This is a genomic window from Tritonibacter mobilis (assembly GCF_001681715.1).
Classification (GTDB): domain Bacteria; phylum Pseudomonadota; class Alphaproteobacteria; order Rhodobacterales; family Rhodobacteraceae; genus Epibacterium; species Epibacterium mobile.
This window is the reverse complement of sequence record NZ_LNWY01000016.1, coordinates 80,895-106,623: the sequence shown is the minus strand read 5'-3', so window position 1 is coordinate 106,623 and position 25,729 is coordinate 80,895. Positions and strand designations below refer to the sequence as shown.

At 60.0% G+C, this 25,729-nt stretch carries 32 protein-coding genes; 23 read left to right on the top strand and 9 right to left on the bottom strand.

The window, feature by feature from the left end; all coding sequences use genetic code 11:
* Positions 1 to 44 precede the first annotated feature (44 nt).
* A complete protein-coding gene (locus UB90_RS16005; RefSeq protein ID WP_005636424.1) occupies positions 45 to 374 on the top strand; it encodes an ArsR/SmtB family transcription factor in 330 nt (109 codons plus the stop codon).
* A gap of 39 nt (positions 375 to 413) precedes the next feature.
* On the opposite strand, the gene UB90_RS16000 is transcribed toward UB90_RS16005, so the two are convergent.
* Positions 414 to 1,334, bottom strand: a complete 921-nt coding sequence (locus UB90_RS16000; protein ID WP_005636421.1) for a DMT family transporter — start codon at positions 1,332 to 1,334, stop codon at positions 414 to 416.
* On the bottom strand, positions 1,334 to 2,212 hold the full coding sequence (locus UB90_RS15995; RefSeq protein WP_065324144.1) for a LysR family transcriptional regulator: 879 nt from the start codon (positions 2,210 to 2,212) through the stop codon (positions 1,334 to 1,336). The genes UB90_RS16000 and UB90_RS15995 overlap by 1 nt, the downstream gene beginning before the upstream one ends.
* Before the next feature lie 140 nt (positions 2,213 to 2,352).
* Here UB90_RS15995 and UB90_RS15990 point away from each other — a divergent pair, with 140 nt between their 5' ends.
* Positions 2,353 to 2,934 (top strand): FMN-dependent NADH-azoreductase, encoded by a 582-nt coding sequence (locus tag UB90_RS15990; protein ID WP_065324143.1) that lies wholly within the window; start codon positions 2,353 to 2,355, stop codon positions 2,932 to 2,934.
* A gap of 160 nt (positions 2,935 to 3,094) precedes the next feature.
* Here UB90_RS15990 and UB90_RS15985 read toward each other — a convergent pair whose 3' ends face one another.
* Entirely contained in the window at positions 3,095 to 3,622 is a 528-nt protein-coding gene (locus tag UB90_RS15985; protein ID WP_065324142.1) for a prolyl-tRNA synthetase associated domain-containing protein, read from the bottom strand.
* Between the two features lie 99 nt (positions 3,623 to 3,721).
* Complete coding sequence (locus UB90_RS15980; protein ID WP_065324141.1) at positions 3,722 to 4,432, bottom strand: hypothetical protein; 711 nt, start codon at positions 4,430 to 4,432, stop codon at positions 3,722 to 3,724.
* A 459-nt stretch (positions 4,433 to 4,891) separates the two neighbouring features.
* Here UB90_RS15980 and ffh point away from each other — a divergent pair, with 459 nt between their 5' ends.
* The 8 genes from ffh to rimM are packed head-to-tail and all read left to right on the top strand — an operon-like array spanning position 4,892 to position 9,647.
* Positions 4,892 to 6,436: a signal recognition particle protein gene (gene ffh, locus UB90_RS15975; protein ID WP_065324486.1), complete on the top strand. Its 1,545-nt coding sequence runs from the start codon at positions 4,892 to 4,894 to the stop codon at positions 6,434 to 6,436.
* Positions 6,437 to 6,445: 9 nt separating this feature from the next.
* Entirely contained in the window at positions 6,446 to 6,976 is a 531-nt protein-coding gene (locus tag UB90_RS15970; RefSeq protein ID WP_009177784.1) for a GNAT family N-acetyltransferase, read from the top strand.
* Complete coding sequence (locus UB90_RS15965) at positions 6,973 to 7,578, top strand: GNAT family N-acetyltransferase (RefSeq protein ID WP_065324140.1); 606 nt, start codon at positions 6,973 to 6,975, stop codon at positions 7,576 to 7,578. The genes UB90_RS15970 and UB90_RS15965 overlap by 4 nt, the downstream gene beginning before the upstream one ends.
* Positions 7,571 to 7,879: a chorismate mutase gene (locus tag UB90_RS15960; RefSeq protein WP_005618214.1), complete on the top strand. Its 309-nt coding sequence runs from the start codon at positions 7,571 to 7,573 to the stop codon at positions 7,877 to 7,879. The genes UB90_RS15965 and UB90_RS15960 overlap by 8 nt, the downstream gene beginning before the upstream one ends.
* Positions 7,880 to 7,938: 59 nt before the next feature.
* Entirely contained in the window at positions 7,939 to 8,307 is a 369-nt protein-coding gene (gene rpsP / locus UB90_RS15955; RefSeq protein ID WP_065321110.1) for a 30S ribosomal protein S16, read from the top strand.
* Positions 8,308 to 8,311: 4 nt separating this feature from the next.
* Positions 8,312 to 8,965, top strand: a complete 654-nt coding sequence (bluB, locus tag UB90_RS15950) for a 5,6-dimethylbenzimidazole synthase (protein ID WP_065324139.1) — start codon at positions 8,312 to 8,314, stop codon at positions 8,963 to 8,965.
* Positions 8,966 to 8,980: 15 nt separating this feature from the next.
* Positions 8,981 to 9,130 carry a hypothetical protein gene (locus tag UB90_RS22945; RefSeq protein WP_009177466.1) on the top strand — a complete coding sequence of 50 codons (150 nt, stop codon included), beginning with the start codon at positions 8,981 to 8,983 and terminating at the stop codon, positions 9,128 to 9,130.
* 1 nt (position 9,131) lies between these two features.
* Positions 9,132 to 9,647 carry a ribosome maturation factor RimM gene (gene rimM / locus UB90_RS15945; RefSeq protein WP_065324138.1) on the top strand — a complete coding sequence of 172 codons (516 nt, stop codon included), beginning with the start codon at positions 9,132 to 9,134 and terminating at the stop codon, positions 9,645 to 9,647.
* Here rimM and UB90_RS15940 read toward each other — a convergent pair.
* Complete coding sequence (locus UB90_RS15940) at positions 9,644 to 10,636, bottom strand: phosphotransferase (RefSeq protein ID WP_227512044.1); 993 nt, start codon at positions 10,634 to 10,636, stop codon at positions 9,644 to 9,646. The two genes, rimM and UB90_RS15940, sit on opposite strands and share 4 nt — an antisense overlap.
* 87 nt (positions 10,637 to 10,723) lie before the next feature.
* Between UB90_RS15940 and trmD the strand changes: the two genes are divergently transcribed.
* Positions 10,724 to 11,524, top strand: a complete 801-nt coding sequence (gene trmD, locus UB90_RS15935; RefSeq protein ID WP_065324137.1) for a tRNA (guanosine(37)-N1)-methyltransferase TrmD — start codon at positions 10,724 to 10,726, stop codon at positions 11,522 to 11,524.
* Here the strand turns inward: trmD and UB90_RS15930 are convergent, their stop codons facing one another.
* Entirely contained in the window at positions 11,525 to 11,917 is a 393-nt protein-coding gene (locus tag UB90_RS15930; RefSeq protein ID WP_009178113.1) for a hypothetical protein, read from the bottom strand.
* 205 nt (positions 11,918 to 12,122) lie between these two features.
* Here UB90_RS15930 and UB90_RS15925 point away from each other — a divergent pair, with 205 nt between their 5' ends.
* Positions 12,123 to 12,455, top strand: coding sequence for a YegP family protein (locus UB90_RS15925; RefSeq protein ID WP_065324136.1), 333 nt, complete (start codon positions 12,123 to 12,125; stop codon positions 12,453 to 12,455).
* A gap of 48 nt (positions 12,456 to 12,503) precedes the next feature.
* Here the strand turns inward: UB90_RS15925 and UB90_RS15920 are convergent, their stop codons facing one another.
* Positions 12,504 to 12,929 (bottom strand): helix-turn-helix domain-containing protein, encoded by a 426-nt coding sequence (locus tag UB90_RS15920; protein WP_009178136.1) that lies wholly within the window; start codon positions 12,927 to 12,929, stop codon positions 12,504 to 12,506.
* Between the two features lie 67 nt (positions 12,930 to 12,996).
* Between UB90_RS15920 and UB90_RS15915 the strand changes: the two genes are divergently transcribed.
* From UB90_RS15915 to UB90_RS15900, 4 genes are all read left to right on the top strand, one after another.
* A complete protein-coding gene (locus tag UB90_RS15915) occupies positions 12,997 to 14,199 on the top strand; it encodes an MFS transporter (RefSeq protein WP_065324135.1) in 1,203 nt (400 codons plus the stop codon).
* A 273-nt stretch (positions 14,200 to 14,472) separates the two neighbouring features.
* Positions 14,473 to 14,844, top strand: coding sequence for a 50S ribosomal protein L19 (gene rplS, locus UB90_RS15910; protein ID WP_005618242.1), 372 nt, complete (start codon positions 14,473 to 14,475; stop codon positions 14,842 to 14,844).
* An 11-nt stretch (positions 14,845 to 14,855) separates the two neighbouring features.
* Positions 14,856 to 15,077, top strand: a complete 222-nt coding sequence (gene rpmE, locus UB90_RS15905) for a 50S ribosomal protein L31 (RefSeq protein WP_005618243.1) — start codon at positions 14,856 to 14,858, stop codon at positions 15,075 to 15,077.
* Between the two features lie 240 nt (positions 15,078 to 15,317).
* The gene (locus UB90_RS15900) at positions 15,318 to 16,127 is read left to right on the top strand and encodes a division plane positioning ATPase MipZ (protein ID WP_009177432.1); all 810 of its coding nucleotides are present in this window, start codon (positions 15,318 to 15,320) and stop codon (positions 16,125 to 16,127) included.
* A gap of 198 nt (positions 16,128 to 16,325) precedes the next feature.
* On the opposite strand, the gene UB90_RS15895 is transcribed toward UB90_RS15900, so the two are convergent.
* Positions 16,326 to 17,573, bottom strand: coding sequence for an adenylate/guanylate cyclase domain-containing protein (locus tag UB90_RS15895; RefSeq protein ID WP_065324134.1), 1,248 nt, complete (start codon positions 17,571 to 17,573; stop codon positions 16,326 to 16,328).
* Positions 17,570 to 18,028 (bottom strand): MarR family winged helix-turn-helix transcriptional regulator, encoded by a 459-nt coding sequence (locus UB90_RS15890; protein WP_065324133.1) that lies wholly within the window; start codon positions 18,026 to 18,028, stop codon positions 17,570 to 17,572. The genes UB90_RS15895 and UB90_RS15890 overlap by 4 nt, the downstream gene beginning before the upstream one ends.
* Positions 18,029 to 18,104: 76 nt before the next feature.
* On the opposite strand from UB90_RS15890, the gene hmgA reads away from it, so the two are divergent.
* The 7 genes from hmgA (at position 18,105) to UB90_RS15855 (ending at position 25,701) form a co-directional block, all read left to right on the top strand.
* Entirely contained in the window at positions 18,105 to 19,460 is a 1,356-nt protein-coding gene (hmgA, locus tag UB90_RS15885) for a homogentisate 1,2-dioxygenase (RefSeq protein ID WP_065324132.1), read from the top strand.
* A gap of 117 nt (positions 19,461 to 19,577) precedes the next feature.
* Positions 19,578 to 20,834 carry a fumarylacetoacetase gene (gene fahA / locus UB90_RS15880; RefSeq protein WP_065326363.1) on the top strand — a complete coding sequence of 419 codons (1,257 nt, stop codon included), beginning with the start codon at positions 19,578 to 19,580 and terminating at the stop codon, positions 20,832 to 20,834.
* Between the two features lie 82 nt (positions 20,835 to 20,916).
* Entirely contained in the window at positions 20,917 to 21,867 is a 951-nt protein-coding gene (locus UB90_RS15875; RefSeq protein ID WP_065326306.1) for an MBL fold metallo-hydrolase, read from the top strand.
* A gap of 124 nt (positions 21,868 to 21,991) precedes the next feature.
* Complete coding sequence (locus UB90_RS15870; protein WP_065326307.1) at positions 21,992 to 23,599, top strand: FAD-dependent oxidoreductase; 1,608 nt, start codon at positions 21,992 to 21,994, stop codon at positions 23,597 to 23,599.
* 5 nt (positions 23,600 to 23,604) lie between these two features.
* Entirely contained in the window at positions 23,605 to 23,811 is a 207-nt protein-coding gene (locus UB90_RS15865) for a DUF2783 domain-containing protein (protein WP_065326308.1), read from the top strand.
* Entirely contained in the window at positions 23,804 to 24,439 is a 636-nt protein-coding gene (gene maiA / locus UB90_RS15860; protein WP_065326309.1) for a maleylacetoacetate isomerase, read from the top strand. The genes UB90_RS15865 and maiA overlap by 8 nt, the downstream gene beginning before the upstream one ends.
* An 80-nt stretch (positions 24,440 to 24,519) precedes the next feature.
* Positions 24,520 to 25,701 carry a GAK system CofD-like protein gene (locus UB90_RS15855; protein ID WP_227512043.1) on the top strand — a complete coding sequence of 394 codons (1,182 nt, stop codon included), beginning with the start codon at positions 24,520 to 24,522 and terminating at the stop codon, positions 25,699 to 25,701.
* Positions 25,702 to 25,729 lie beyond the last annotated feature (28 nt).

Sequence of the window (25,729 nt, the reverse complement as noted above, 5' to 3'; positions counted from 1 at the left end):
TTCGGGATTGTCGACCCGCTTCCTGCGCTTTAGGAGATATCCCCATGAGCGATACTCTTGATACTGTCTTTGCAGCCCTCGCAGACCCGACCCGTCGGGCGATTCTGTCTATGCTGCTCGAAGACGATATGGCCGTCACCGATGTGGCAGAGCCGTTTGAGATGTCGCTGGCGGCGATTTCCAAACATCTCACCATCCTCACCCGCGCTGGTCTGATCCAGCAGGAAAAGCGCGGGCGGGTGAAATGGTGCAAGCTGCAACCGGATGCTCTGCGCGCCGCCTCGGTCTGGATGCAGGGCTTTGGTCAGTTTGAGCCGGTGAATCTGGATGCCTTTGAACGGTTTCTCGAAGAAGAGCTCCGCGACGGCGAGTGAGGCACACGCCCGGCGCGGAGCAAGTGATACTTGGCGTCTTTAACCGTGTTCATCCTTCAACAGCAGCCAGAGCGCCACGATCGTCAGCGCGATCCCCACAAAGATCAGTGCCGGAGGCCAACCTTTGCCCAGCGCGATCTCCCACAGGATCACCCACGACGGCACCAGATAGGTATAGGCCATGACCTTTGCCGACGGCAGCCGCAGCGTTGCAAATTGCAGCAGGACAAAGGTACAGGCCGAGGCACAGACCGACACATAAATAAGTCCGATCCAGACGATGGGCTTTAGCCCCGCCCAATCCGTGGCGATCAGATCGCGCCACGCCAGCGCGATCAGCGCCACCGCCCCGGCGACCAGCACCCCAAAGGTGAAGACCAGCGCAGGCTCGCCCCGGTTCAGCTTGCGCACCATCGGCGTATAGAGCGCGTGGGCCACACAGCCGACGAAATAGATCACCTCACCCTGGCCGATCTCAAAGCGAACCGCAGCCTCAAGATCTGCGCGAAAGATCACCCAAAGCGCCCCCGCCCCGCCGATCATCAAGGCCAGCGCCATGCGCGGCGTGGTGATCTGGCGCAGCAAGAGCCAGCCAAAGACGCCGCTCATGGCGGGCGTCAGCGTAAAGACCGCCGCCGCGCTCACCGGATCTGCGGTTTTCAACCCGTAGAACATCAGTACGAAATAAGTCGCGAACACCCCGCCCAATAGCGCATAGCGCCAAGGTGCGCTGAAATGTTGCGACTTCAGGCCCGGCCCGATGGCCGCCGCCGCGCCGATCAAGATCCCTGCCAGCACAAAGCGCACGGCATTCAAAGCCGCAGGCGTGACCTCATTCGCGATCAGCGCGCCGAGCGAAAACGACCCCGCCACCAGCGCCGAAAACGCCAGCATCGCAAGATGCCCCTTGTGGCTGTCGCGCAGACCGCCCCGCATGGGTGCCAGATCCAGATCGCTCATCACTGTGGCCAGGTTTTTGCGTGCTCTTTCAAAAAGCGCACGAAGCTCTGCACTTTATTGGTGCGATGCAGGTCCACATGGGTCACCAGCCAGATCTTGCCGGACCATTCGTCTCGAGGGTCCATCATCATCACCAGATCCGGGCAACTTGCCGCCTCCCACAAGGAGATAAACCCGATGCCCGCCCCAGCCCGGATGGCCTTATGTCCGGCCACCGCATCCGAACAGCGAAACACAATGTTCTCAGCCGGGATGGTCGCGCGCAGCCAGCGTTCGAACGGGGCGCGGGTGTTTTCATTGTCACTGGCAACGAACCGATGGTTCACCATATCGTCTTGCCCTTTGAGCATGCCGTGGCGCGCGACGTATTCTTCCGAGGCATAAAGCGCGAGGCGCTGCCCCACGAAGGGTTGAACCACGTTGTCCGGCTGTTCCGGTGCCGCCCCCGCGCGCAAGGCCACATGCGCCTCGCCATATTCCAGCCGGAACAACCGATCACCGGTCAGATAGCGGATCACCAGATCCGGGTGCATCTGCTGGAACTCCGTCAGCGCAGGCGCCAGCATAGGCGCCATGGAGGACAGGGATGTCACCACCAACTCGCCGGACACCTCGTCGCCCTGCCCCTTGAGCCGCCCCACCAACTGGCTGAACTGATCGTCTGTCGCCTGCGCGACACGCAACAGATCCAACCCGGCCTCAGTCGGCGTGTACCCCCGCGCATGGCGCTGGAACAATTTCACACCAAGACGCGCTTCGATCGCATCAATATGCCGGATGACCGTCGCATGATGCACGCCCAGCACTTCTGCCGCGCCGCTCACCGTGCCAAGCCGCGCAACCTGATACGCGGTGCGCACTTCGTCCCAATTCTCCACCTGATCCCCCGTCGCGAAGATGTCTGTAAGTATTTGCGCGGATGCGCACAGACTTTGTTCAATATCACAAATTGTGTTCGGGTGTGCAAATATCCATTCTGAGCCTCAGACAAATTTTCCTCCTCACAAGGACCAAGACGATGGCTCACACCGTACTCCATATCGACAGCTCCGCCCGCCAATCCGGCTCCACCTCCCGCGTGTTGACCGCGCAGGTAGTGGAACGGCTGAATGCCGAGACCGTTATTCGACGCGATCTGTCGACGCCACTGCCGCTGCTGGATGAGGCATGGATTGGTGCGAACTTCATCCCTGCCGATCAACGCAGCGATGAGCAAAAGGCAACGCTGGCCTTGTCGGACAGCTTGATTGACGAGCTCAAAGAGGCGGACACCGTGGTGATCGGTGTACCGATCTACAATTTCACCATCCCCACGACCCTCAAGGCCTGGATCGATCTGGTCGCCCGCGTTGGCGTGACCTTCCAATACACCGAGACTGGGCCCGAAGGTCTGCTGAAGGGCAAACGTGCTATTTTGGCGGTTGCATCAGGCGGCACCGAAGCCGGATCAGACATCGACTACGCCAGTCGCTACCTGCGGCATATGCTGGGTTTTATCGGAATTACCGACATTGAAATCGTCGCAGCGGATCAGCAAGCCATTGACGCCGAAGGGTCCGTACAAAAGGCCAAGGACGCCATCGCACAACTGGCCGCATAGGTGACAAGAACGTGGAGGAGGGGCGCTCCCGCCCGTCCGCCGATCAGCCACAGGCTGCTCGCGTCCCGTTGGGCCCGGCAGGCCGCGCCTGCGGCGCGGCCTGCCCCCCGGCGATCCGCAACGCGGAGCGCAACACCTCAAACCACAGGTTTGAAACAGTTCAGATCCACTCGGGCGTGATGCCGATTTTCTCACAAAACGTCATAAAATCCGCGCGCGGTATTGCAACGGTGCGGTCATTCACCAGCGGATGCATATATATGCGGTCCGCCGTTTGAGCCTCAGCGTCCATAAAGAACCTGACGCCCTTTGGCGCGCCATTGATCATCGCCAGCGGAGTGACCGCACCGGGGCGAATGCCGAGATGTTCCATCAAGCGCTCTTCGGACCCAAATGACAGCCCTCCCACCCCCAATTGCGCGCCAAGCGCCTTCAGGTCGATCTCACGATCCTGCTGCAGGGAGACAAGGTAATTTCGCTTTTTACGATCCCGCAGATAGAGGTTCTTGAGGCGGAGCGCCGTTTCACCGGGCACCAGCAAATCGTCCTCCACCGCTTTGGACTCTTCGACCGTGCGCAATGGCACGTGCTGGTGCAAAATATAAGACAGCCCCCATGCGTCCAGCTGGGCCAGCAACGCGTCAGAAGACAGGGGCAAGCTCTCCTGAGCAGCAGTCGGCGCGTCCATAATGACTCCTTCAGATCAGGCAGTTCGGGCAGTAACAGTTATACACCCGCCGTTCTGACAGATTGCCCGGTATCTGTGCAACGCTGTTGCGACCGAACTCTAGGCGACTGCGGCAACCCGTGGCTCAAAGCACCTGAGCCAAGCGGCATCAATGTCGGCCATCTCGCGGCCTGCTCCACTCGGGCCGCACCCGAGGGCCGCCGGATAGCCACAACGCTGTTCATGCAGCCGCGCCGGCTCTGCATCCCGTGGAGACACAGATGCAGGGCGCAGGCGGTCCAAACCTTCAAGCGTCACACGCTGGTAGGGAAGCGCACTGCGATACGGGCTGAGATTGCCGATGCCGCATGTTTCCTGAGCCGCAAAATACTCCAACCGCCGCGCCTTGGCAGCGGTGTTTTCGCCCATGCCGTGGGGACGACCGGCCTCGCCCAGCTGGTCCTCATGTCCCTGAGTTCGCCCCGCGCCAAGGTCGATCATATCACAACCGAAGTAGTAAATCTGCGACGGCATCAACGCAGCAAGCGCCCAATATCCCGCCACAAATGCCATGCCCTCGCCGGTGTATGGCGCGCCGCCATAAAGGGTCTGAACCGGTGAAAACTCTGCCTCGGTGACAACCTTCTGGTCGCCCTCCAGCAGCACCGGCCTCCTGTCCACGGAAAAGTCCCTTCTGTGGATCATATGGGTCCAATCTTCACGGATGCTCCACGCATCATGGATTGCAACCACATGATCAAACAGTCCGACCGGCCAGCCTGCGGCCTCGATCGCATAGGGAGCACTGCCAAGTATGAGGACTTTTGTCATAATTTCTTTACAACTCCTTGCCGAACCCGGCTTTGAGCAAATGCAACGGGGGAAGGTCAACGGGACCGCTCGAAAAAACTGAATATCAAATGCACCTATTGGTGACGATCCGCCAGAAATGGCGGGTACAGGTGGAAAACTGCCGATGCCGCCGGGAGTGCCCTCTTTTGCACTTGCGCCCTTCTTCTTGACTCTCAGGTGCCCCCAGAGTAAGGCAGAGCCAATTCCGGGAGTCGTCGTGTCTTCCGGTCCTCGGCATGGGTCGGGGATCGCCCTCCACCAGCGCGTTGCGCCCGTGGGGGCAAACCTTGTTGGTTTGCACCCACATTTCTTGCACGGCGGGGGCAAACCTTGTTGGTTTGTGCCTGTGGTTGCGATCTGGTGGCAGGTGATTGAGGTTCGTTCCACCGCTCCTTACATCAGGAGCACACATCGTAACCGGCAATGGAGGCCGAAGGCATGTTTGAAAATCTATCCGAACGCCTGTCTGGTGTCTTTGACCGGCTGACGAAACAGGGCGCCCTCTCTGAGGACGACGTAAAAACCGCTCTGCGCGAAGTGCGCGTGGCTCTGCTCGAAGCCGACGTTTCGCTGCCCGTCGCCCGTGATTTCGTCAAGAAGGTGCAGGAACAGGCCACGGGTCAGGCCGTTACCAAATCGGTGACACCGGGCCAGCAGGTTGTGAAGATCGTCCATGACGCGCTTGTCGATACGCTGCGCGGCGAAGACGACCCCGGCGCGCTGAAGATCGACAGCCCGCCCGCACCGATCCTGATGGTTGGTTTGCAAGGCTCCGGTAAGACCACCACCACCGGTAAACTCGCCAAGCGGCTCAAGGAAAAAGAGGGCAAGAAAGTCCTCCTTGCTTCGCTCGACGTCTATCGCCCGGCAGCGATGGATCAACTGGCGGTGCTCGGCACCCAGATCGGCGTCGACACCCTGCCGATCGTCAAAGGTCAGACGCCTGTAGATATCGCCAAACGCGCCAAACAGCAGGCGGCGCTGGGCGGCTATGACGTCTATATGCTCGACACCGCCGGTCGTTTGCAGATCGACGAAGTCCTGATGAAAGAGGTCGAAGACGTCCGCGACGTGGTCTCCCCGCGCGAGACCCTGCTGGTCGTCGATGGTCTGACGGGTCAGGTCGCCGTTGAGGTGGCCGAGGAGTTCGACAACAAGATCAGCATCTCCGGCGTGGTCCTCACCCGGATGGATGGTGACGGTCGCGGCGGCGCGGCGCTCTCGATGCGCGCAGTGACCGGCAAGCCGATCCGCTTTGTCGGCCTGGGCGAAAAGATGGACGCCATCGAGACCTTCGAGCCGGACCGGATCGCAGGCCGCATCCTTGGCATGGGCGATATCGTCGCCCTTGTTGAGAAGGCACAGGAAACCATCGAGGCCGAACAGGCCGAGCGCATGATGAAGCGCATGATGAAGGGTCAGTTCAACATGAACGACCTGCGCATGCAGCTGGAACAGATGCAGCAGATGGGCGGCATGCAGGGCATGATGCAGATGATGCCAGGCATGAACAAAATGGCCAAACAGGTCGAAGAGTCGGGCTTTGACGACAAGATGGTCACGCGCCAGATCGCCATGATCCAGTCGATGACCAAAAAGGAACGCGCCAATCCCGCGCTTCTGCAGGCCAGCCGTAAAAAGCGCATTGCCGCAGGTTCCGGCATGGAAGTAGCCGACCTTAACAAGCTGCTGAAGATGCACCGCCAGATGGCGGATGTCATGAAAAAGATGGGCAAAATGGGCAAGGGCAAGATGCTGAAACAAGCCATGAAAGGCATGTTTGGCAAAGGCGGCATGCCCGAGATGCCGGGTGGTATGCCCGGCGGTATGGACCCCTCGCAGATGGACCCAAAAGCACTGGAAGCGGCCGCCAAAGCGATGGGCGGCAAGGGCGGATTGCCCGGTGGCCTCGGCGGACTGGGTGGTCTTGGCGGCGGCATGGGGCTGCCCGGCGGCCTCTCTGGTTTTGGCAAAAAGAAGTAACCCCGACAGATGACCTCGGCACCCACCATAGAAACCGACCGCTTGGTCCTGCGCCCGCATGAAGCGGGTGATCTGGAGGCGTTCTGGTCGTTCTACCAGAGCGACCGGTCGCGTTATATGGACGTGCCCAGCAGCCAGTCGCAGCTCTGGGCCGGGTTGCTTGCTGAGGTCGGTTCTTGGGAGATCTTTGGCTGGGGTGGTCTGGCGATTGAAACCAAGGACGGTCAATTGGCCGGGCAGGTCTGCATCAGCCAACCGCCGCACTTTCCCGAATTGGAACTGGGCTGGATCGTTTTTGAAGGATTTGAAGGCTTTGGCTATGCCTTCGAGGCCGCCTCTGCAATGCGCGACTTCGCCTTTGAAATTCTCGAAGTACCGACGCTGGTAAGCTACATCGACCGTGACAACCGCCGCTCGGTTCTGCTCGCGGAACGTATGGGCGCGGTGCTGGACCCGGATGCTGCGACATACGACACGGTCGATCTGGTCTATCGCCATGCCCCCGACAGCACGGGCCCCGGACTGGAGGCCTACGCATGAGCACGCCCTCCATTCCGGTGATTGAAACCAAACGTCTGATCCTGCGCGGACCAGAGGCTGAAGACTATCCGAACTTCAAGGCGACGTTCACGTCTTATCGTGCGCGCTTCATGGGCGGGCCGCTCAACACTTATGAGGCATGGATGCTCTATGCTGCCGAGATCGGCCACTGGCAGGTGCGCGGTTTTGGCATGTGGATGATCCACGACAAGATCACCGATGAAACCTACGGCATGGCCGGGGGCTGGCAGCCTGCAGGCTGGCCGGAGCGCGAGATCGCATGGATCATCTGGCCAGAGAAGGCAGGCAAGGGCTATGCGCTTGAGGCGACCCACGCAGCGCGCAAGCATTTCTACAACATGGCAGGCTGGGACGGCGCGGTCAGCTACATCGACCCAAAGAACCTCGATTCCATCCGCCTTGCCGAACGCCTTGGTGCGAAAAAAGATCACGATGCCCAGACCATCGACGGCAACGACGCGGTCTATCGGCACCCGACACCAGCACAGCTGCGCGACAGCCAGCTGACACATGGCATTGAGATGGAAATCGGTCACTACGCCGACCCGTTGTTCAAACCGAAAGGATGGGCCATTGACTGAGACCACGACCGATCCTGCCGCGCGCGCAGCCGAGCTTTTGAAAGAGCACCGCGAAAGCATTGATCGTCTGGACGCGATCATTGTCTACACGCTGGGAGAGCGTTTTAAACGCACTCAGGCTGTTGGCCAGCTCAAGGCCACACACGACCTTCCCCCGTCCGATCCCTCGCGCGAAGCGAAGCAGATCGCACGACTCGAAGAATTGGCGAAAGAGGCCGATCTGGACCCAAAATTCGCCAAGGCGTTCTTGAACTTCATCATTGATGAGGTCATCCGCCACCACAAGAAGCACCAGGAATAAGCGGGGTTTGACCTGAAATCAGGACACCTCGTTCAACGCCATCAAAGGAGAATGAAACCATGGCAATGAAAATCCGTCTGGCCCGCGGCGGCTCCAAGAAACGCCCCTTCTACCGTATCGTTGCAGCGGATTCCCGCATGCCGCGCGACGGCCGCTTCATCGAGAAGCTGGGCACCTACAACCCGCTCCTGCCGAAAGACAGCGAAGAGCGCGTGAAAATGGACATCGAGAAAATCCAGGCATGGCTCGACAAAGGCGCACAGCCGACCGACCGTGTTGCACGTATGCTCGAAGCAGCAGGCGTTCGCGAGAAAGCCACGCGCAACAACCCCAACAAAGGCACCCCGGGCAAAAAAGCTCAGGAGCGCGCTGAAGAAAAAGCCGCCAAGGCAGCTGAAGCAGCCGAAGCCGCAGCAGACGCGGAATAATCACATGACGGGCCCGGTGCAGGATGCAAAGGGATGTTTCCCGCAGGCGTTCCGCGCCGAGCTCGATCTGTTGATGAAGTTGCGCCGGGACGTCCGGCGCTTCCGTACCGATCCGGTAGACGAGGCAGTGCTCACGCGCTGCCTCTCTGCTGTTTCGCTGGCCCCTTCTGTGGGGCTGAGCGAGCCATGGCGCATTATTCGCGTCGACTCTGATGCCGCACGTGCAGCGGCGCTAAAGAATTTCGAAGCCGCCAATGCCGAGGCGCTGGCGGATTACAGCGAGGACCGCGCTGCCACCTATGCGCGCCTCAAACTCTCCGGCATGCGCGAAGCCCCGGTTCAGATCGCGTTTTTCTGCGATGACGAGACCGAAAAAGGCCACGGCCTCGGCGCGCGCACCATGCCGGAAATGCGCCGCTATTCGGTGGTCACGGCCATCACGCTCTTTTGGCTGTCATTGCGCGCTGAGGGCCTTGGCCTTGGCTGGGTGTCGGTGCTCGACCCCGACCAGATGGCGCGCGATCTGAACGTGCCCCAAAGCTGGAGCCTCATCGGCTATTTCTGCATCGGCCACCCGGAGCGTCTGTCAGACACACCGGAATTGGAGCAGGAAGGTTGGGAGCAACGCTTTGCCGCGCTTCCGATTGAGACCCGCTAGGCGTAAGGAGCCGTTATGGGGCTGATCCGCATGTTGATCTTCACCCTTGTCGCCTTTGGCGCCGGGGTCCTTTATGAACGCAGCGGTGCCCGCGAGCGCTGCGCCACCGCTGGTGGAGACTGGGCAAGAACGCAAACGGGGACCGGCATGATTTGCCGGATGTGACATGAGCAATGTAAGTGAAGATCTGATTTGTGTCGGCGCGCTGGCGGGCTCTTTTGGAGTACGTGGCGAGGTCCGCCTAAAAAGCTTCTGTGCCAATCCCGAAGAGATCGAGGACTACTCCCCCCTGTTCGGAGAAGATGGCCAGACCCGCTACACGCTGGCGATCACCCGCGCGGTCAAGAACGGTTTCGCCGCGCGTATCGTGGATGTCGACACCAAAGAACAGGCGGATGCCCTCAAGGGTGTGCAGCTTTATGCACTGCGAGACGACCTTCCCTCGCTGCCTGATGACGAGTTTTATCACGCCGACCTGATCGGGCTGGAGGTGTTTGACACCGGCGGTACGCTCTTAGGGCGCGTTAAGGCGGTACAGAACTACGGCGCCGATGACCTGCTGGAACTCCACGGGCCGGGGCTTTCGACAACGGTGCTCTTGCCCTTTACCAAGGCGGCGGTGCCCACGGTCGACCTGACACAGGGCCGCATCATCGCAGACCCACCAGAAGGGATGTTTTAATCGCGACCCAATTGGTCACGTAGCGTTTGGAACATCATCAGTATTCGCTCGATCCGACGCTGCTCTGATTGTGTGCGCAGCTCTTTCTTGGCCGGGATCTGTAGCCAGTCATTAAAGAGCTGATGGCAAAAGAACACATGCAATACCGGGTCATCCTGACAGGGTTGACCATACCCGGAACCAAAAGCGACCCAGTCAGCGGCATTAAGCCCGGCCAAGCCGCGCTCACCTGCGCGCTCTACCCCAAATGAATAGCCCAGCCGGGTCATGAAACGCGCCACATCCAATGCCACCGGACCGTCGCCGCGTGGGAGCGGATCGATACTATAGAGCCCATCGCGCCCGAAGATAAAATTGCGACTGTGTGCATCACCATGGCGCAAACCATATTTGCACGCAGCCCCGTCCGCCGCGCGCATCAATTGGTGCATGAAGGCGCAAATCCCCAGAAACTTTTTCGGATAGGCCGCTTCATGTTCTCCGTTGCGGGTTCTCTGAGCAAAGCGGCGCACACGCCGTAACATGCCGTTTCCGTCAAACTGCACAACAGATGTTTCGCTGTGCAGATACCTTAGCCACGCACCACACTGACGAAGCACATCTGCCCGGGTGTCCAGTTCAATTTCAGACGCCTGCAACCGTGCATAGGCGGTCAATCCCGGCACATAGTCCAGCACGAGGATCTGGCGCTCAGAATCTGCCCAAACCAGCGGCGCCATGTGAAACGCCCGGCTTCCTTTCGTGGCACGTTCAAGCGCGCGGTAACATTCAAGCAACTGCGCAAAATGCTCCTCGGACCCGCGCGGCTCATGTTTCACCACAAGCGAGCTGCGGTCGGTATGATCGAGTAGAAGTACCTCGCGTTGCTCGCGCTCCGTCGAAACTGACTTGATCAGTCGCCACGTAGCTTGATCGGGGTTCAGTCCCAATGCCCTCACGACTGCATCTCGATCCAGCCCCGGCTCGGTTTTTCTGGTGCTATTGCTCATTGAGGCCCCGAGACTGTGCATTCATATGCATAACAACCGCCAAATCCCTATTGCAAACCAATCTGAAGGGCGGCATGCACTTTTGCCATGAGCAAACCAACAAAATCCCATGGGCGCATCTCAATCGGTGCCAGCCTGCGTCCCCGCGAGTTGATGAGCGATACGCCGGACCTTGCGGGCGTGTGGAAGGCCAAGATCCTGACCCTGTTTCCAGAGGCCTTTCCCGGTGTCTTGGGCGAGAGCCTGACCGGCAAAGCGCTTCAGCAGGGGCTTTGGCAGTTGGAAACCGTGGATCTGCGCCCCTTTGGGATCGGCAAGCACAAGAATGTCGACGACACACCTGCCGGTGGTGGCGCGGGCATGGTGCTGCGCGCCGATGTGCTGGGCGAGGCGATTGAACACGCCATGCAAGGCACACGCGGCAACTGGCCGCTCATTTACCTGTCGCCACGTGGTCGCCGGATGGACCAGCAGATGATGCAGAACTTCGCCCGTTGCGATGGGATGACGCTGCTCTGTGGCCGTTTTGAGGGCGTCGACGAACGTGTGCTTGAACACTACGGCATCCAAGAAGTCTCGCTTGGGGATTTTGTGATGACGGGCGGCGAGTTGGCCGCGCAGGCGCTCATTGACGCGACCGTCCGGCTGATCCCCGGTGTGCTGGGAAATCAGGCCTCAACCGAGGAAGAGAGCTTCTCCTCTGGCCTTCTTGAACATCCTCAGTACACCCGTCCGGCAGAGTGGAAAGGACGCGCGATCCCCGAGGTGCTGATGTCCGGCCACCACGGCAAAATCGCGCAATGGCGGCAGGACATGAGCGAAAAGATCACTCAAGAGCGCCGCCCGGATCTTTGGGCCGCGCATCAGGCCCGCAAGACTGACACGTGATCAGCACGTCAGTTTAAGCTGCCACCTCCGGAAACTGTCCAGTTGCTCTTGCATGCTGCGCAGGTTCGTTTTCTCCGTGTAGCCGTCCAAGAGCTCAAGGATACCATCCTGAAACACTGCGGTGCAGCCGGTTTTGGCGCTGGCGATGCGTTCCAGATCCGATGCGGTATAGGCAAACCCATCCGCAGCCGGGGCCATCAACGCCAATCCGCGCGTTGTATCCGCACTAAACGCATAGGCCTTGCTGCCATCGCGCACGGTCGTACGCTCGGCCCAAAGCGCCTCATTCTGTGCCCGCTTCTGTGCCGCCGCATCAGAGGCGGGTCCGGCATACTCGCACCCGGCAATCATTAGCGCCGAAAATCCCAATGCAAAACAGTGCTTTAAAACCATTTAAATGTCTCCTGCGATTTGTCGTCATAGTGGCCTGAGCGCGCCCTGGGGTCAATCCGGTGCAACCCCGCTCTGACCTTCGGCGACATCGGCGTGACACTATGGTTGGATCGCCACCCTGTCGCTTGGCATGCCCCCGTTGCCGGGTGGCTCATGTCGTGCTTTAGTCCTCGCGGTAAGTGAACGTAATAACTGGAGACCTCCGATGGCAGGTAAGTTCGAACTCTACACCGACAATGCGGGCGAGTACCGCTTTCGCCTCAAAGCTGGCAATGGCGAGAACATTCTGGCCAGCGAAGGCTACAAGCAAAAATCCAGCGCCGAGAATGGCATCGAGTCGGTCAAGAATAACGCCAGCGAAGATGCCCGCTATGAGCGCAAGGAAACCGCTGCGGGCAAGCATATGTTCAACCTCAAGGCCACAAACGGTCAGGTCATCGGCACCTCGCAAAGCTACGCCAGCGCATCCGGGCGCGATGGCGGCATCGAATCCGTCAAATCAAACGCGCCGGACGCGCGCGTCGAAGATCTGACCTGATCCCATCACACAGATCCCTTTGATGCGAACCCCGGCAAATGTCGGGGTTCAGCTTTTTGCCTTGGAGGCTGCACCCCGCCGTTGCACCCGCGTTGCCAACCGCAAGAGTTGCTGAAACTTCTCGCATTCCATGTGATTTTCCGCAGGGCACACCGCGACATGGTGCATCATTTCCGAAAGCGCCTCCAACCGCTGGGCTTGTCTGCGCATATCTTCAGCGCGCGCCTGCACATCCTCACGCAGGATCTCCGGACGGCCGCCGGGACCAAACATAGCGGCAATGTCATCCAGCGCAAAACCTCCCTGCTTGCCAAGCGCGATGAGCGACAGCTGTTCCAGCACGCCGGGGCCATATTGGCGCCGCAGCCCATTGCGCGACAGCGATTGAATCAGGCCTTTTTCCTCGTAGTAGCGCAGTGTTGACGGCTTCACGCCGCTCAGCTTTGCGACCTCACCAATATCGAGCAATTTCATTATTGACCTCAAGCTAACTTGAATTCGTAGCCTGCCCATCGAATTTGAATTTGGCAAGGAGAACTCGATGATTGCCTCCCCCTCTCCCCTCCCCGCGCTGGATCGCCGCGCGGTGGCCCTCTTGCTGGCCGCCACTTTGACAACCATGGCCAATGCCGCCATCAGCCCGGCGCTGCCGGGGTTGGAGGCACGCTTTGCCGAGCATCCGCACGCGGCATTATTGACCCGCTTCCTCGTGCCTGCCCCTTCCGTCGCCGTTGTGCTGATCGCAGGCTGGGCCGGATTGCTGGCTGACCGGCTTGGCAAGCGCGCACTCCTGTTGGCAGGCGTGCTGTTGTTTGCATTGGCAGGAAGCCTTGGCATGGTGCTGAACAGCCTTGAGGCGATCCTTGCAAGCCGCCTTGCGTTGGGGGTTGCCGTAGCGCTCATTATGACGGCTCAAACCGCGCTCATCGCGGATTACTTTGACGGGGCCGCGCGCAGTCGTCTCTTGGGGTTGCAGATCTCGGCGCGCAACCTCGGCGGGCTGGTCTCGATCACGCTGGCTGGTGTTCTGGCCTTGATGTCACCGATGCACGCCTTTGCAATTCACGGCGTCGCCTTGCTGATCTTGCCCATTCTTTGGACGGCAATTACCGAACCCAAGCGTCCGCATGTGGCACAGACCACATCAACAGAGGATCATGAGAGCACGCAAGGGCTGGGCGTGGGGCTCTGGGCAATGGCGGCTTTGCAGATGCTCACCACGATCTGCTTCTTCACAATGCCAACGCAGGTGCCGTTCTTTGTGGCAAGCCATGGGATTGAGAACACAGCCATCATCGGCGCGGTCATGGGGGCGCTGACACTGGCCGGGACTCTCGCCGCCACCCGCTATGGCGCATTAAAGCCACGCCTTGGGCATGCCCGACTGTTCATGCTGGGCTATGGTCTCATGGGCGCAGGCATGGCAACGCTGGCCCTTGCGCCGGGGCTTACGGTAATCTTTGTCGGCGCAACGCTCGTTGGGTTGGGCTTTGCGACTGTCTCGCCGAATTTCAACGAAATCGCCCTGCGCTCTGCGCCTGCCAGCCGCCGCGGGCAGGCCGCAGGTGTGATGACCACTTCGGTCTTCTTGGGGCAGATCATCTCGCCCTTTTTGACCCTGCCCTTGGTGCGCAGCACTGGCTATTCCGGCACCTTTGCAACACTGGCTACGGTCCTTGTTTTGGCGGCACTCACTGCCCTTATCTTCCACAGCATGCAAAAGCCACAAACACGCGAGGTCTGAGGGGACATCAGCACCTTTTGGCATCACGTAACAGGCTTGCAAACTGGCCTCATCTGGCCTAGATACCGCGCGTCCGGGGCTCATCATGAGTCGTCCGGGCTCGCTGTGCGTGTCTGCGCTGTCTTCTTCGGCAGCCCTGCAGCCCAACGCGAATACGACAAGTAACGACACCACATCTCTGGCGGGCGCAATCGCGGACCCGGTGAAGACCAAGAGCTCTGGGGGATCACAAGACCTTCGTGGATATAACCACGAGCAACATAGGAGACGATCATGGATCTGATCGCACAACTCGAAGCGGAGCAGGTTGCTGCGCTGGGGAAAGAGATCCCCGATTTCAAAGCCGGTGACACCATCCGCGTCGGCTACAAAGTGACCGAAGGCACCCGCACCCGTGTGCAGGCCTATGAGGGCGTCTGCATCAGCCGTAAGAACGGCTCCGGCATCGCTGGTTCCTTCACCGTTCGCAAGATTTCCTTCGGCGAAGGCGTGGAGCGTGTGTTCCCGCTGCACTCCACCAACATCGACTCTATCGAAGTTGTTCGTCGCGGTCGTGTACGTCGTGCGAAACTCTACTATCTGCGTTCGCGTCGCGGCAAATCCGCCCGTATCGCTGAAGACGCAAACTACAAAGCCAAAGCGTAAGGAGTGGTCTCATGAAAAAAGACATCCATCCCGACTACCACTTCATCGACGTCAAAATGACCGACGGCACCATCGTCAAAATGCGCTCCACCTGGGGCAGCGAAGGCGACCAGCTGGCACTGGACATCGACCCCTCCGCGCACCCCGCGTGGACCGGCGGCTCCTCCCGCCTGATGGACACCGGCGGCCGCGTGTCCAAGTTCAAGAAAAAATACGAAGGTCTGGGTTTCTAATCCAATCCTTCCACGGACTTATCCACATCGGATTTCCTGTCGAACGCCGCCCCTTTTCGGGCGGCGTTCTTCATTTGAACACAATAAACTCCTGAATGGCCATTCCGCCACGGCCTCACGGAAAATAGGCTCTAACTTGGGCCTTTTGGCCGCTTCCCATTGATTCGACTGGCGCTTATAGTCCACCCAAAGCACAAGGCGCGGCAGCAAAAGCAGCGCAGGTTTAAAGGGATCCGTAAGATGGCGCATATCATTGTCGTCGGAAACGAAAAGGGCGGCGCAGGGAAATCCACCGTCTCCATGCATGTGGCCACAACATTGGCACGTATGGGTTACAAGGTGGCAGGTCTGGATCTGGATTTGCGGCAACGCTCGCTTGGTCGCTACTTGGAAAACCGGCTCGGATTTATTGCAGCATCTAACCTCGACCTACCGATGGTGTCGCTGCACGAGCTTCCGGAGATCGACGCAGACACGTTGCAGCCCGGCGAGAACATCTATGATTTGCGTCTCTCTGCGGCAATCTCCGAACTGGAGCCGGAATACGACTTCATCCTGATCGACTGTCCCGGCTCGCATACCCGGCTGAGCCAAGTGGCGCATTCGCTGGCCGACACATTGATCACGCCGCTCAATGACAGTTTCGTGGATTTTGACCTGCTGGCGCATACGGATGAGAAGGGCGAGAAAATCAAAGGCCCCTCGGTTTACTCCGAAATGGTCTGGAACGCGCGCCAGTTGCGCGCGCAGGCGGGTTTGCCCCCCATCGACTGGATCGTGATCCGCAACCGGGTCGGCACTCAGCGCATGGTCAACAAGGAAAAGATGGAGCGCGCGATCAATATGCTCTCCAAGCGGATCGGCTTTCGCGTCGCACCAGGCTTTTCTGAGCGCGTGATCTTCCGCGAACTCTTCCCGCGCGGCCTGACCTTGCTGGATCTGAAGGATGTGGGCGTCAAACAACTCAACATCTCGAATATCGCCGCACGTCAGGAGCTGCGCGATATGATGAAGGCGCTGGACTTGCCCGAAGTCGAGATCGACATCTGATCTAACGGTCAGCGTAAGGGCGCCAAGGGGTTCCGCTCCCTGCCCTGACCCACCTTCGGTGTGCCAGATCGGGATCGGCGAAGGGCGCGCGCCGGGCCTTTGGCCCGGCGCGCGGGTCCACCCGGTTACGGGTGGAACCCTCTTCGACCGACAGCGTTTGTGAAATCCTGCAAAGATGTGCGGGGCTTGGTTGGCGCCTCACACCTCCGGTTGATACAGCGTAAAAAGCTCCACCGGCTCTACTACCCCACGCAACATGTAACGCCCGACTGAAATCAGACCCTCTCCGTCAGGTCCTGCCGCATTGCGCACGTCTTCCGAGAGGATGATCGAGCGCTCCACCGTGCGATGCATGTCCGCAATCCGCGCGGTCAGGTTCACGGCCGGGCCGATCACGGTGAAATCCAGCCGGTTGGGCGCACCGATATTGCCATAGAGAATCTCGCCCGCATGTAGGGCCATGGTATATTCGGCCAGCGGCAGGCCTTCTGCGGCGCGGGCGGCATTGACCGCTTTCATCCGAGGCCCCAGTTCCGCGACGGCGCGCAATGCGGCCTGCGCATCCTCCTGCAGCGTGCCAAGGTTGAACATCGCCATGACCGCATCGCCCATGAACTTCAGGATATTGCCGCCATGCGACTGGATCAGCTCCACCACATGGCCGAAATAGTCGTTCAGCAAATCGACCATCGCCTCGCCCGGCAGAGCCTCAGAGAGTGCCGTAAAGCCGCGCAGGTCGAACAGGCAGATCACCGCATCGATATGTTGAGACGATCCGCGCGCGATTTCGCCGGACAGCACGCGCGCGCCGGCATCCCGGCCCAGATAGACTTGCAACAGCGCGCGCCCCATTTCGCGGTTCCCCGCGCCTGCAAGCACAAGCGCCAGCGTGTCAAATACCCCCCGAATGATGTCCAGATAGGGCGCGGCATCTTCGGGCGCGCCGTCAAAACTCCAGGACACCACAAGGCCCTCGGCATCAGGGCGTTCAGGCTCATAGGCGGTATCGCTTGCAGGTCCCAACGGCTGCCAATGGGCAAAGTAACTCGTTGCGCCCATCGCCTTGAGGCGGGCGAATATCGGAAAACGCGACACATCCTGCGCGCTGAACACACTGTGCATCTCAGCCTCGCCCGAGGTGAGAAGCGCATGAAACGGGCTTTGCAGCCACTCATGATGCGATTCTTTGTGATCGACGCGGCCAAAGTATTCGGCGTTCATCCCATCCTTGCGGGTCCAGGTAAAACCAATGCCCCCAAACTCAGGGTGCAGCGCGCGCTGCGCCAGCTGCATCCGCAGCAGAGGCACCCCGTGGTTGACCAATCGTTCGCAAAAAGCGCGCAACAGTTCTTCACGTCCGCGGGACTTCAGCCCCTGACGGGTGAGCCAGTTCTTTAGATCTTCGGTGGCGGCGTGAATTGCCCCATCCTCCTCATGGCGGGTCATATCTCAAGATCGACCGGGCATTCCATGCTGGCCAACTGCCGTAACATACGGCGCAAGAGCGCCACATCGCCAGCCGAAAACCCCTTGGTCAGTTTCTGGTCATACGCCCGCGCCTGCTTGCGCAGATCGTCGTAGACGCCGCGCCCCGCCGCCGTCAACTCAAGGTGCTCTGCCCTGCGATCAGACTCATCCCGGCTGCGACTGACCCAGCGGCGTTCCGCCAATTTTGCGACAGCGCGGCTGATCTTAGTCTTGTGGATCTTAGCCCGCTGACTGATGTCCCGCGCGGTCATGCGATTGTACATGCCGAGATGGAACAACACCCGCCATTCGGTTCGCAGCATGCCGTAGCGCCCCTTGTAGAGCTTTTGAAACTCCAGCGAGGAATCCTCTGCCGCCCGATTCAGGAGAAACGGCAGGAAATCCTGCACTATAAAATCATCATTTTTGTCCATACGCGCGCTCCGCATCTCTTGTTAGTTACAAAATCAACTATTACCGAGAGGGAAATGCAAGAGGAGGTTGGCTAAAATGACCCGTCACGCTTTGCCTGACCAGATGATTCAAGCCCCGTCCAATCAGGGCACCCATGAGGGTTACATGCCCGGATTTGGGAATGATTTTGAAACCGAAGCCCTGCCCGGCGCCCTGCCCCAAGGCATGAACAGCCCGCAGAAATGCGAATATGGGCTCTATGGCGAACAGCTTTCCGGCACCGCCTTTACCGCAGAACGCCCCGAACGTACCTGGTGCTATCGCATTCGCCCCAGCGTCAAACATTCACACCGCTACGAGAAAATCGACCTGCCTTACTGGAAGAGCGCGCCGCATATTCCAGAGGATGTGATTTCGCTCGGCCAATACCGCTGGGACCCGGTGCCGCATTCGGATCAGGGGCTGACCTGGCTCACGGGGATGCGCACCATGACGACGGCGGGGGATGTGAACACCCAGGTCGGCATGGCGACCCATATCTACCTTGTGACCGAGTCGATGAAGAATGAATATTTCTTCTCCGCCGACTCGGAGCTTCTGGTGGTCCCGCAAGAAGGCCGCCTGCGCTTTGCCACCGAACTCGGCATCATCGACATTGAGCCCAAGGAGATCGCCATCCTCCCGCGTGGTCTGGTGTACCGTGTCGAAGTGCTGGATGGCCCGGCGCGCGGCTTTGTCTGCGAAAACTACGGTCAGAAATTCGATCTGCCCGGCCGTGGTCCGATCGGTGCAAACTGCATGGCCAACCCGCGGGATTTCAAGGCCCCCGTGGCGGCCTACGAAGATCGCGAGGTGCCCTCGACACTGACCGTGAAATGGTGTGGCCAGTTCCATGAGACCAAGATCGGCCAGAGCCCGCTGGATGTGGTGGCCTGGCACGGCAACTACGCGCCCTATAAATACGATCTGCGCACCTATTGCCCGGTGGGCGCGATCTTGTTCGACCATCCTGACCCGTCGATCTTTACCGTGCTGACCGCGCCCTCGGGCCAGCCGGGAACCGCCAATATCGATTTTGTGCTGTTCCGCGAACGCTGGATGGTGGCCGAGAACACCTTCCGCCCGCCGTGGTATCATAAGAACATCATGTCGGAGCTGATGGGCAACATCTACGGCCAGTATGATGCCAAGCCCCAGGGCTTTGTCCCCGGTGGCGTGAGCCTTCACAACATGATGCTGCCGCATGGTCCCGACCGGGAGGCCTTTGAGGGCGCGTCGAATTCCAACCTCGGGCCGGAGAAGCTGGAGAACACTATGTCCTTCATGTTTGAAACCCGCTTTCCTCAGCATCTGACGGAGTTCGCCGCCAATGAGGCCCCGCTTCAGGATGAATACATCGACTGCTGGAGCGATCTGGAAAAGAAATTCGACGGAACACCCGGTAAGAAGTAAGGGGCGGGGGCGCTGCCCCCTCTGCGGCCCCCAATCGGGGCCGCATTCACCCCCCGAGATATTTATGAAAAGCTGAAGGAGGGCCGACAGGGCCCTCACCACCAAAAAGGAACGCGCATGCCTTTGAAAAAATCCTGGGTGACGTCGGCCAATTCCGCTGACCACCCTTTTCCGCTGAATAACCTTCCCTATGGTGTGTTTTCGACCACCGACAGCGATCCGCGCTGTGGCGTGGCGATTGGTGACATGATCCTCGACCTGCAGGCGGCAGAAGCGGCTGGACTGGTTGATATGGGCGAGGAAGCGCTGTTCGAGTTGTCCTTCTGGAACGAGTTTATGGAAGAAGGTCCTGCGGTCTGGGCCACGCTTCGCAATCGCCTGATCGCGCTTTTGCAAGAGGGCGCAGAAGAGCAAAAGAAAGTCGAAGCCTGCCTTGTGCCGATGGCGGATGCCGAGATGCACATGCCCTTTATGGTGTCGGAATACACCGATTTCTATGCCGGGCGTCACCACGCCACCAATGTCGGCACCATGTTCCGCGGCGCGGAGAACGCGCTGCCGCCAAACTGGCTGCACATCCCGATCGGATACAACGGTCGTGCGTCCTCTGTCGTGGTGTCCGGCACCGATGTGCGGCGCCCTTGGGGCCAGCTCAAGGGGCCAAATGATGACGCGCCCCGTTGGGCACCTTGCGCACGATTTGATATCGAGCTGGAAATGGGCGCTATTGTTGGCACGCCATCGGATGGGCCGATCACGGTGCAGGAAGCGGATGATCACATCTTTGGCTATGTGCTGCTGAACGACTGGTCCGCCCGCGATATCCAGGCTTGGGAATACCAGCCGCTCGGCCCTTTTCAGGCCAAAGCGACTGCCACCACCATCAGCCCGTGGATCGTCACCAAAGCCGCATTAGAGCCTTTCCGCTGCGACACACCTGCACGCGAAGTAGAGCTTCTGGATCACCTGAAGGACTACGGCCCGATGCTCTATGACATCGACCTTGCCGTGAGCCTGCGTCCTGAGGGTGGCGAAGAGGCCACCATCGCACGCACCAACTACAAGGAAATGTATTATTCCGCCGCGCAGCAATTGGCGCATCACACCACCTCGGGCTGTCCGATGAACGCGGGCGATCTGCTGGGATCCGGCACCATATCAGGTCCTAACAAGGACGAACGTGGCTCGCTCCTTGAGCTCAGCTGGGGCGGCAAGGAGCCACTCACGCTGCCCTCGGGCGACACCCGCAGCTTTATCGAAGACGGCGACATGCTCACGCTGAAGGGCGCAGCCAAAGGCGATGGCTACACCATCGGGTTTGGCGACTGCACTGGCACGGTCCTCCCCGCGCTTAGCGATCCTTTCGCACGCTGACGCCTTCATCTTTTCATAAATACCTCCGCCGGAGGCATCCCAACCTGACCTCCGGCGGAACAGACAAAAAGGATACGCAACCATGGCCAAGGCATTCGCATCCCAAGGCGACATGAGCGAAAAGAAGATCTCCTTCACCGAAGTGGGCGAGGGCCTTTATGCCTTCACCGCCGAGGGTGACCCGAATTCGGGCGTCATCATCGGGGATGACTCGGTGATGATTGTTGAGGCGCAGGCAACCCCGCGTCTGGCCAACAAGGTGATAGAATGTGTGCGCTCTGTCACCGACAAACCGATCAGCCATGTGGTGCTCACCCACTACCACGCGGTGCGTGTGCTCGGGGCCTCGGCCTTTGGTGCCCAGAACATCATCATGTCCGACACCGCGCGCGCCATGGTCGTGGAACGCGGCCAGGAGGACTGGGACAGCGAATTCCAGCGCTTCCCACGCCTGTTCGAGGGCCATGAGAGCATCCCCGGCCTCACATGGCCGACCACAACATTCTCGGACAGTATGACCGTCTACCTCGGCAATCGCCGCATCGACATCAAACATCTGGGCCGCGCCCATACCGCAGGGGATGCGGTGATCCATGTGCCGGATCAGAACGTCATGTTCACCGGCGACATCGTCGAATACCACTCCGCCTGCTACTGCGGCGACGGGCATTTTGGCGACTGGGGCAACACGCTCGACAATATCAAAGCCTATGATGTGGACGCCATCGCCCCCGGTCGTGGCGACGCGCTGGTCGGCAAGGACATGGTCAACGCCGCCATTGAAAACACCCGCGATTTTGTCGAGAGCACCTATCGCCCCGCAGCCAAGGTTGCCGCCCGTGGTGGTTCCCTCAAGGAAGCATGGGACGCGGTGCGCGAGGCCTGTGATCCCAAGTTCAAAGACTACGCGATCTACGAACACTGCCTGCCGTTCAACGTCGCCCGCGCCTATGACGAGGCCCGTGGCATCGACACCCCCCGCATCTGGACCGCCCAGCGCGATCTGGAGATGTGGGAGGCGCTGCAGTCCTGATTTTCGGCTCTAACACCTGATTTAGAGCCTATTTTGAACGCATCGGCGGCTTCGTCCGCCCCTGCACCGGTCCCCAAGTCGCGGGACCGGACCCGTGCCTGCTTGCCCGGAGGGAGGAAACCGGATGAACAAGATTTTCGAGGTGCCGCTATACCCCTATGCGCGTCATGCGGATCAGGACGCGCATCCGCCTGCGCGCCACAAGGTGGTTGTGGTGGGCGCAGGTCCCGTGGGCCTTGCCGCCGCCATCGACCTTGCACAATCCGGCGTTCCGGTCGTGGTACTGGACGACAATGACAAAGTGAGCTTTGGCTCTCGTGCGATCTGTTTTGCCAAGCGCACGCTGGAAATCGCGGACCGCCTTGGCGTTGGCCATGCGATGGCGAACAAGGGAGAGGAATGGAACGTCGGCAAGGTGTTTTTTGGCGATCGCAAGGTCTATGACTTCAACCTTCTGCCCGAAGATGGCCACCAGTTTCCGGCCTTTGTGAACCTGCAACAATACTACATCGAGGAATATCTCGTTGACCGCGTCCGCGCCCTGCAGGCTGAGGGCGCGCCGATTGAAATGCGCGGCAAGAACCGCGTCACGAATGTCTCGGACCACGGCGATTATGCCGCGCTGACGGTGGAGACCCCGGACGGGGCCTACACACTGGAAACCGAGTGGCTCATTGCCTGTGACGGAGCGGGGTCGCCCATTCGCGCGCAGATGGGGCTCGATTTTGTGGGTCGGGTGTTTGAGGACAACTTCCTCATTGCCGATGTGGTCATGGATGCGGATTTCCCGACCGAACGCTGGTTCTGGTTCGATCCGCCCTTCAACAAAGGTCAGTCGGCGCTGCTGCACAAACAGCCCGATGGCGTCTGGCGCATCGACTTGCAACTGGGCTGGGACATCGACAAAGAGGCCGAGAAAAAGCCCGAGAACGTGATCCCGCGCCTCAAGGCGATGCTGGGCGACGACGTTCAGTTCGAGCTGGAGTGGGTCTCCATCTACACGTTCCAGTGCCGCCGGATGGAAAAATTTCGCCACGGGCGGGTGATCTTTGCCGGGGATAGCGCGCATCAGGTTTCGCCCTTTGGCGCACGCGGGGCAAATTCCGGCCTGCAAGACACTGACAATCTGATCTGGAAACTGAAACTGGTGCTGGACGGAGACGCGGATCAGAGCCTTCTGGATACCTACGATACCGAGCGGCTGGCGGCGGCGGATGAGAATATCCTCAACTCCTCCCGCTCGACCGACTTCATTACGCCCAAATCAGAGATGTCGCGCATCTTCCGCGATGCGGTGCTGGATCTCTCTGAACATCACGGCTTTGCCCGCCCGCTGGTGAACTCGGGCCGCCTCTCGGTGCCCTCTGTCTATGACGGCTCCCGGCTCAATTCTGCCGATCAGCTGCCCGGTGGCCCTGCCCGCACCCGTCCCGGTGCACCCTGCCCCGATGTGCCGCTGGACGCGGGCTATCTGTTGGCGCAGCTCGGCGGCGGGTTCACCTTGCTGTCAATCAATGCAGAGGTGCCCGACGGGTTCGAGGAGGCCGGCGTGACCGTCTCGTCTTTGGCGCTCACCACTGAAACCCACACGGCATTAGCCGAGCGTTACCTAGGTGACGCCACTTGCGCCGTTTATCTGATCCGACCGGATCAGCATGTCGCCACCCGGATGGACCGCTTTGACGCGCCCCATTTCCGCGCCGCCCTGCGCCGCGCCATCGGTAAGGAGTGACCCATATGACCGATGCCCTGACCCTGACCCCGAACCTTGCGAAACCTGATGACAGTTACGCCCTGCTGCTGGCTGCGCATGAGGGGCTGACCAAGGCCCAAAGCGATGCGCTGAATGCCCGGTTGATCCTGCTTCTGGCCAACCACATTGGCGACTCACAGGTTTTGAAACAGGCTCTAACAGAGGCAAAACGAGGGCTGCGCGATGACTGAGGCGGTGCTTTATGATTACTGGCGCTCCTCGGCCAGCTACCGTCTGCGCATCGCGCTGAACCTTGCAGGGATCGCTTACGAGAGCCGCGTCGTTGATCTGGTGGCGGGCGATCAGCGGTCGCCGGATCATCTGGCGCTTAATCCTCAGGGGTTTGTGCCGGTGCTGGAAATCGACGGGCATCGGTTTACGCAGTCTCTGGCCTGTCTCACCTACCTGAACACAACCCGCGACCTTGGCTTGTTGCCCAGCGCCCCATCCGAGCGCGCCCATGTCGAGGCTCTGGCACAGTCTATCGCGGTTGATCTGCATCCGGTCTGCAACCTCTCTGTTGCCCGTTTCGGCGTTGCGCAAAGCGGCGGCAGTTTGCAGATGGGCGACTGGATGCGCCAGTTTATTGGTCCCGGGCTTGCGGCATTTGATGCGCTGCTCACTCGCTGGGATGAGGCCCCCTATTGCACCGGTGATCGCCCCGGGCTGGCTGACATCTGCCTGATGCCGCAACTTTATAATGCGCGGCGCTGGGAGGTCGACCTCAGCCCCTTCCCTCGCCTAGAACGGATCGAGGCCACCTGCGCGGATCATCCAGCCTTTGCCGCTGCGCATCCGGACCAGCATCAGCCGGGCTAACGACCCATCATCCGCCGCGCACGGTGGCGTTTTGGATAAAGGGGTGGCATGGTCCAGAAGAGCTGCATCAATGGATGACCATGTCCGACATCGCGATTCTACGCCACGCCACCCTTCCCGATACGCTGCGCATTGCCCGGTCTCGTGCCGCCCCCAATCTGGGGCCGCGCTTGCTGTTCTTTTCCGGTGGCAGCGCCCTGAATGAGATTTCGCGCAAACTCAAACAATACACCCATAACTCGGTGCATCTGATCACGCCCTTTGACAGTGGCGGCTCCTCGCAGGTGCTGCGCGAGGCCTTTGGTATGCCCGCGGTGGGCGATTTGCGCAGCCGCCTGATGGCGCTGGCGGATGAGACGGAACTGGGACAGCCCGATATTTACCGGCTGTTTTCACACCGCTTACCAAAAGACGGCAGCCAGAAGGATCTGATGCAAGAGGTCGCCAGCCTGTTTGAGGGATCTCACCCGCTGCTCAAGGCGCTGTCGAAACCGATGCGGCAGTTGATCGTCGGCAATCTGCGCCATTTTGAAAGAGCCGCACCCGAGGATCTGGACTATCGCAACGCCAGCATCGGCAACCTGATCCTCGCCGGGGGCTATCTGGATCACGACCGAGTGCTGGAGCCGGTGCTGTTTTTGATGTCCAAGATGGTGGATGTGCGCGGCACCGTGCGCCCGATTGCGGATGTAAACCTGCAGATCGGCGCGGAGCTTCAGGACGGGCGGCGCGTCTTCGGTCAGCGCCAGATGACAGGCAAGGAGAGCGCGCCGCTCGGCACCCGTATCGCGCGCCTCTTCCTCTCGGACGGCACGGCGGAATTGCCCGCCGATGCTGTGCAGCTGCCCGACCGGAACCAGAAGCTGATCGCCAGCTCAGAGCTGATCTGCTATCCCCCCGGTAGTCTCTATTCCAGCGTCATATGCAATCTTCTACCCCAAGGCGTGGGCCGGGCCATTGCCGCGCGCACCGTGCCAAAGGTCTATATTCCAAGCCTTGGCACTGACCCAGAATGTCACGCCATGAGCCTCAGCGATCAGGTCGCAGCCTTGCTGGAGCCGTTGCACAGAGACGCTTGTGATGTGCCCAATAGCGCGTTTTTGACCCATGTGATCTGCGACGCGAGTGTCGCTGCATCGGAGCGCGACCGCGTCACACAGGATCACGGCATCCCCTGTCTTGCGCTGCCCCTCGCCCGCAGGGACCATACCGACCGCTATAACCCCGATGCGATTTGTGAGTTGCTGATCTCACTGGCCTGAGTGGAGAGCTGATCATCCGGGGCTATCT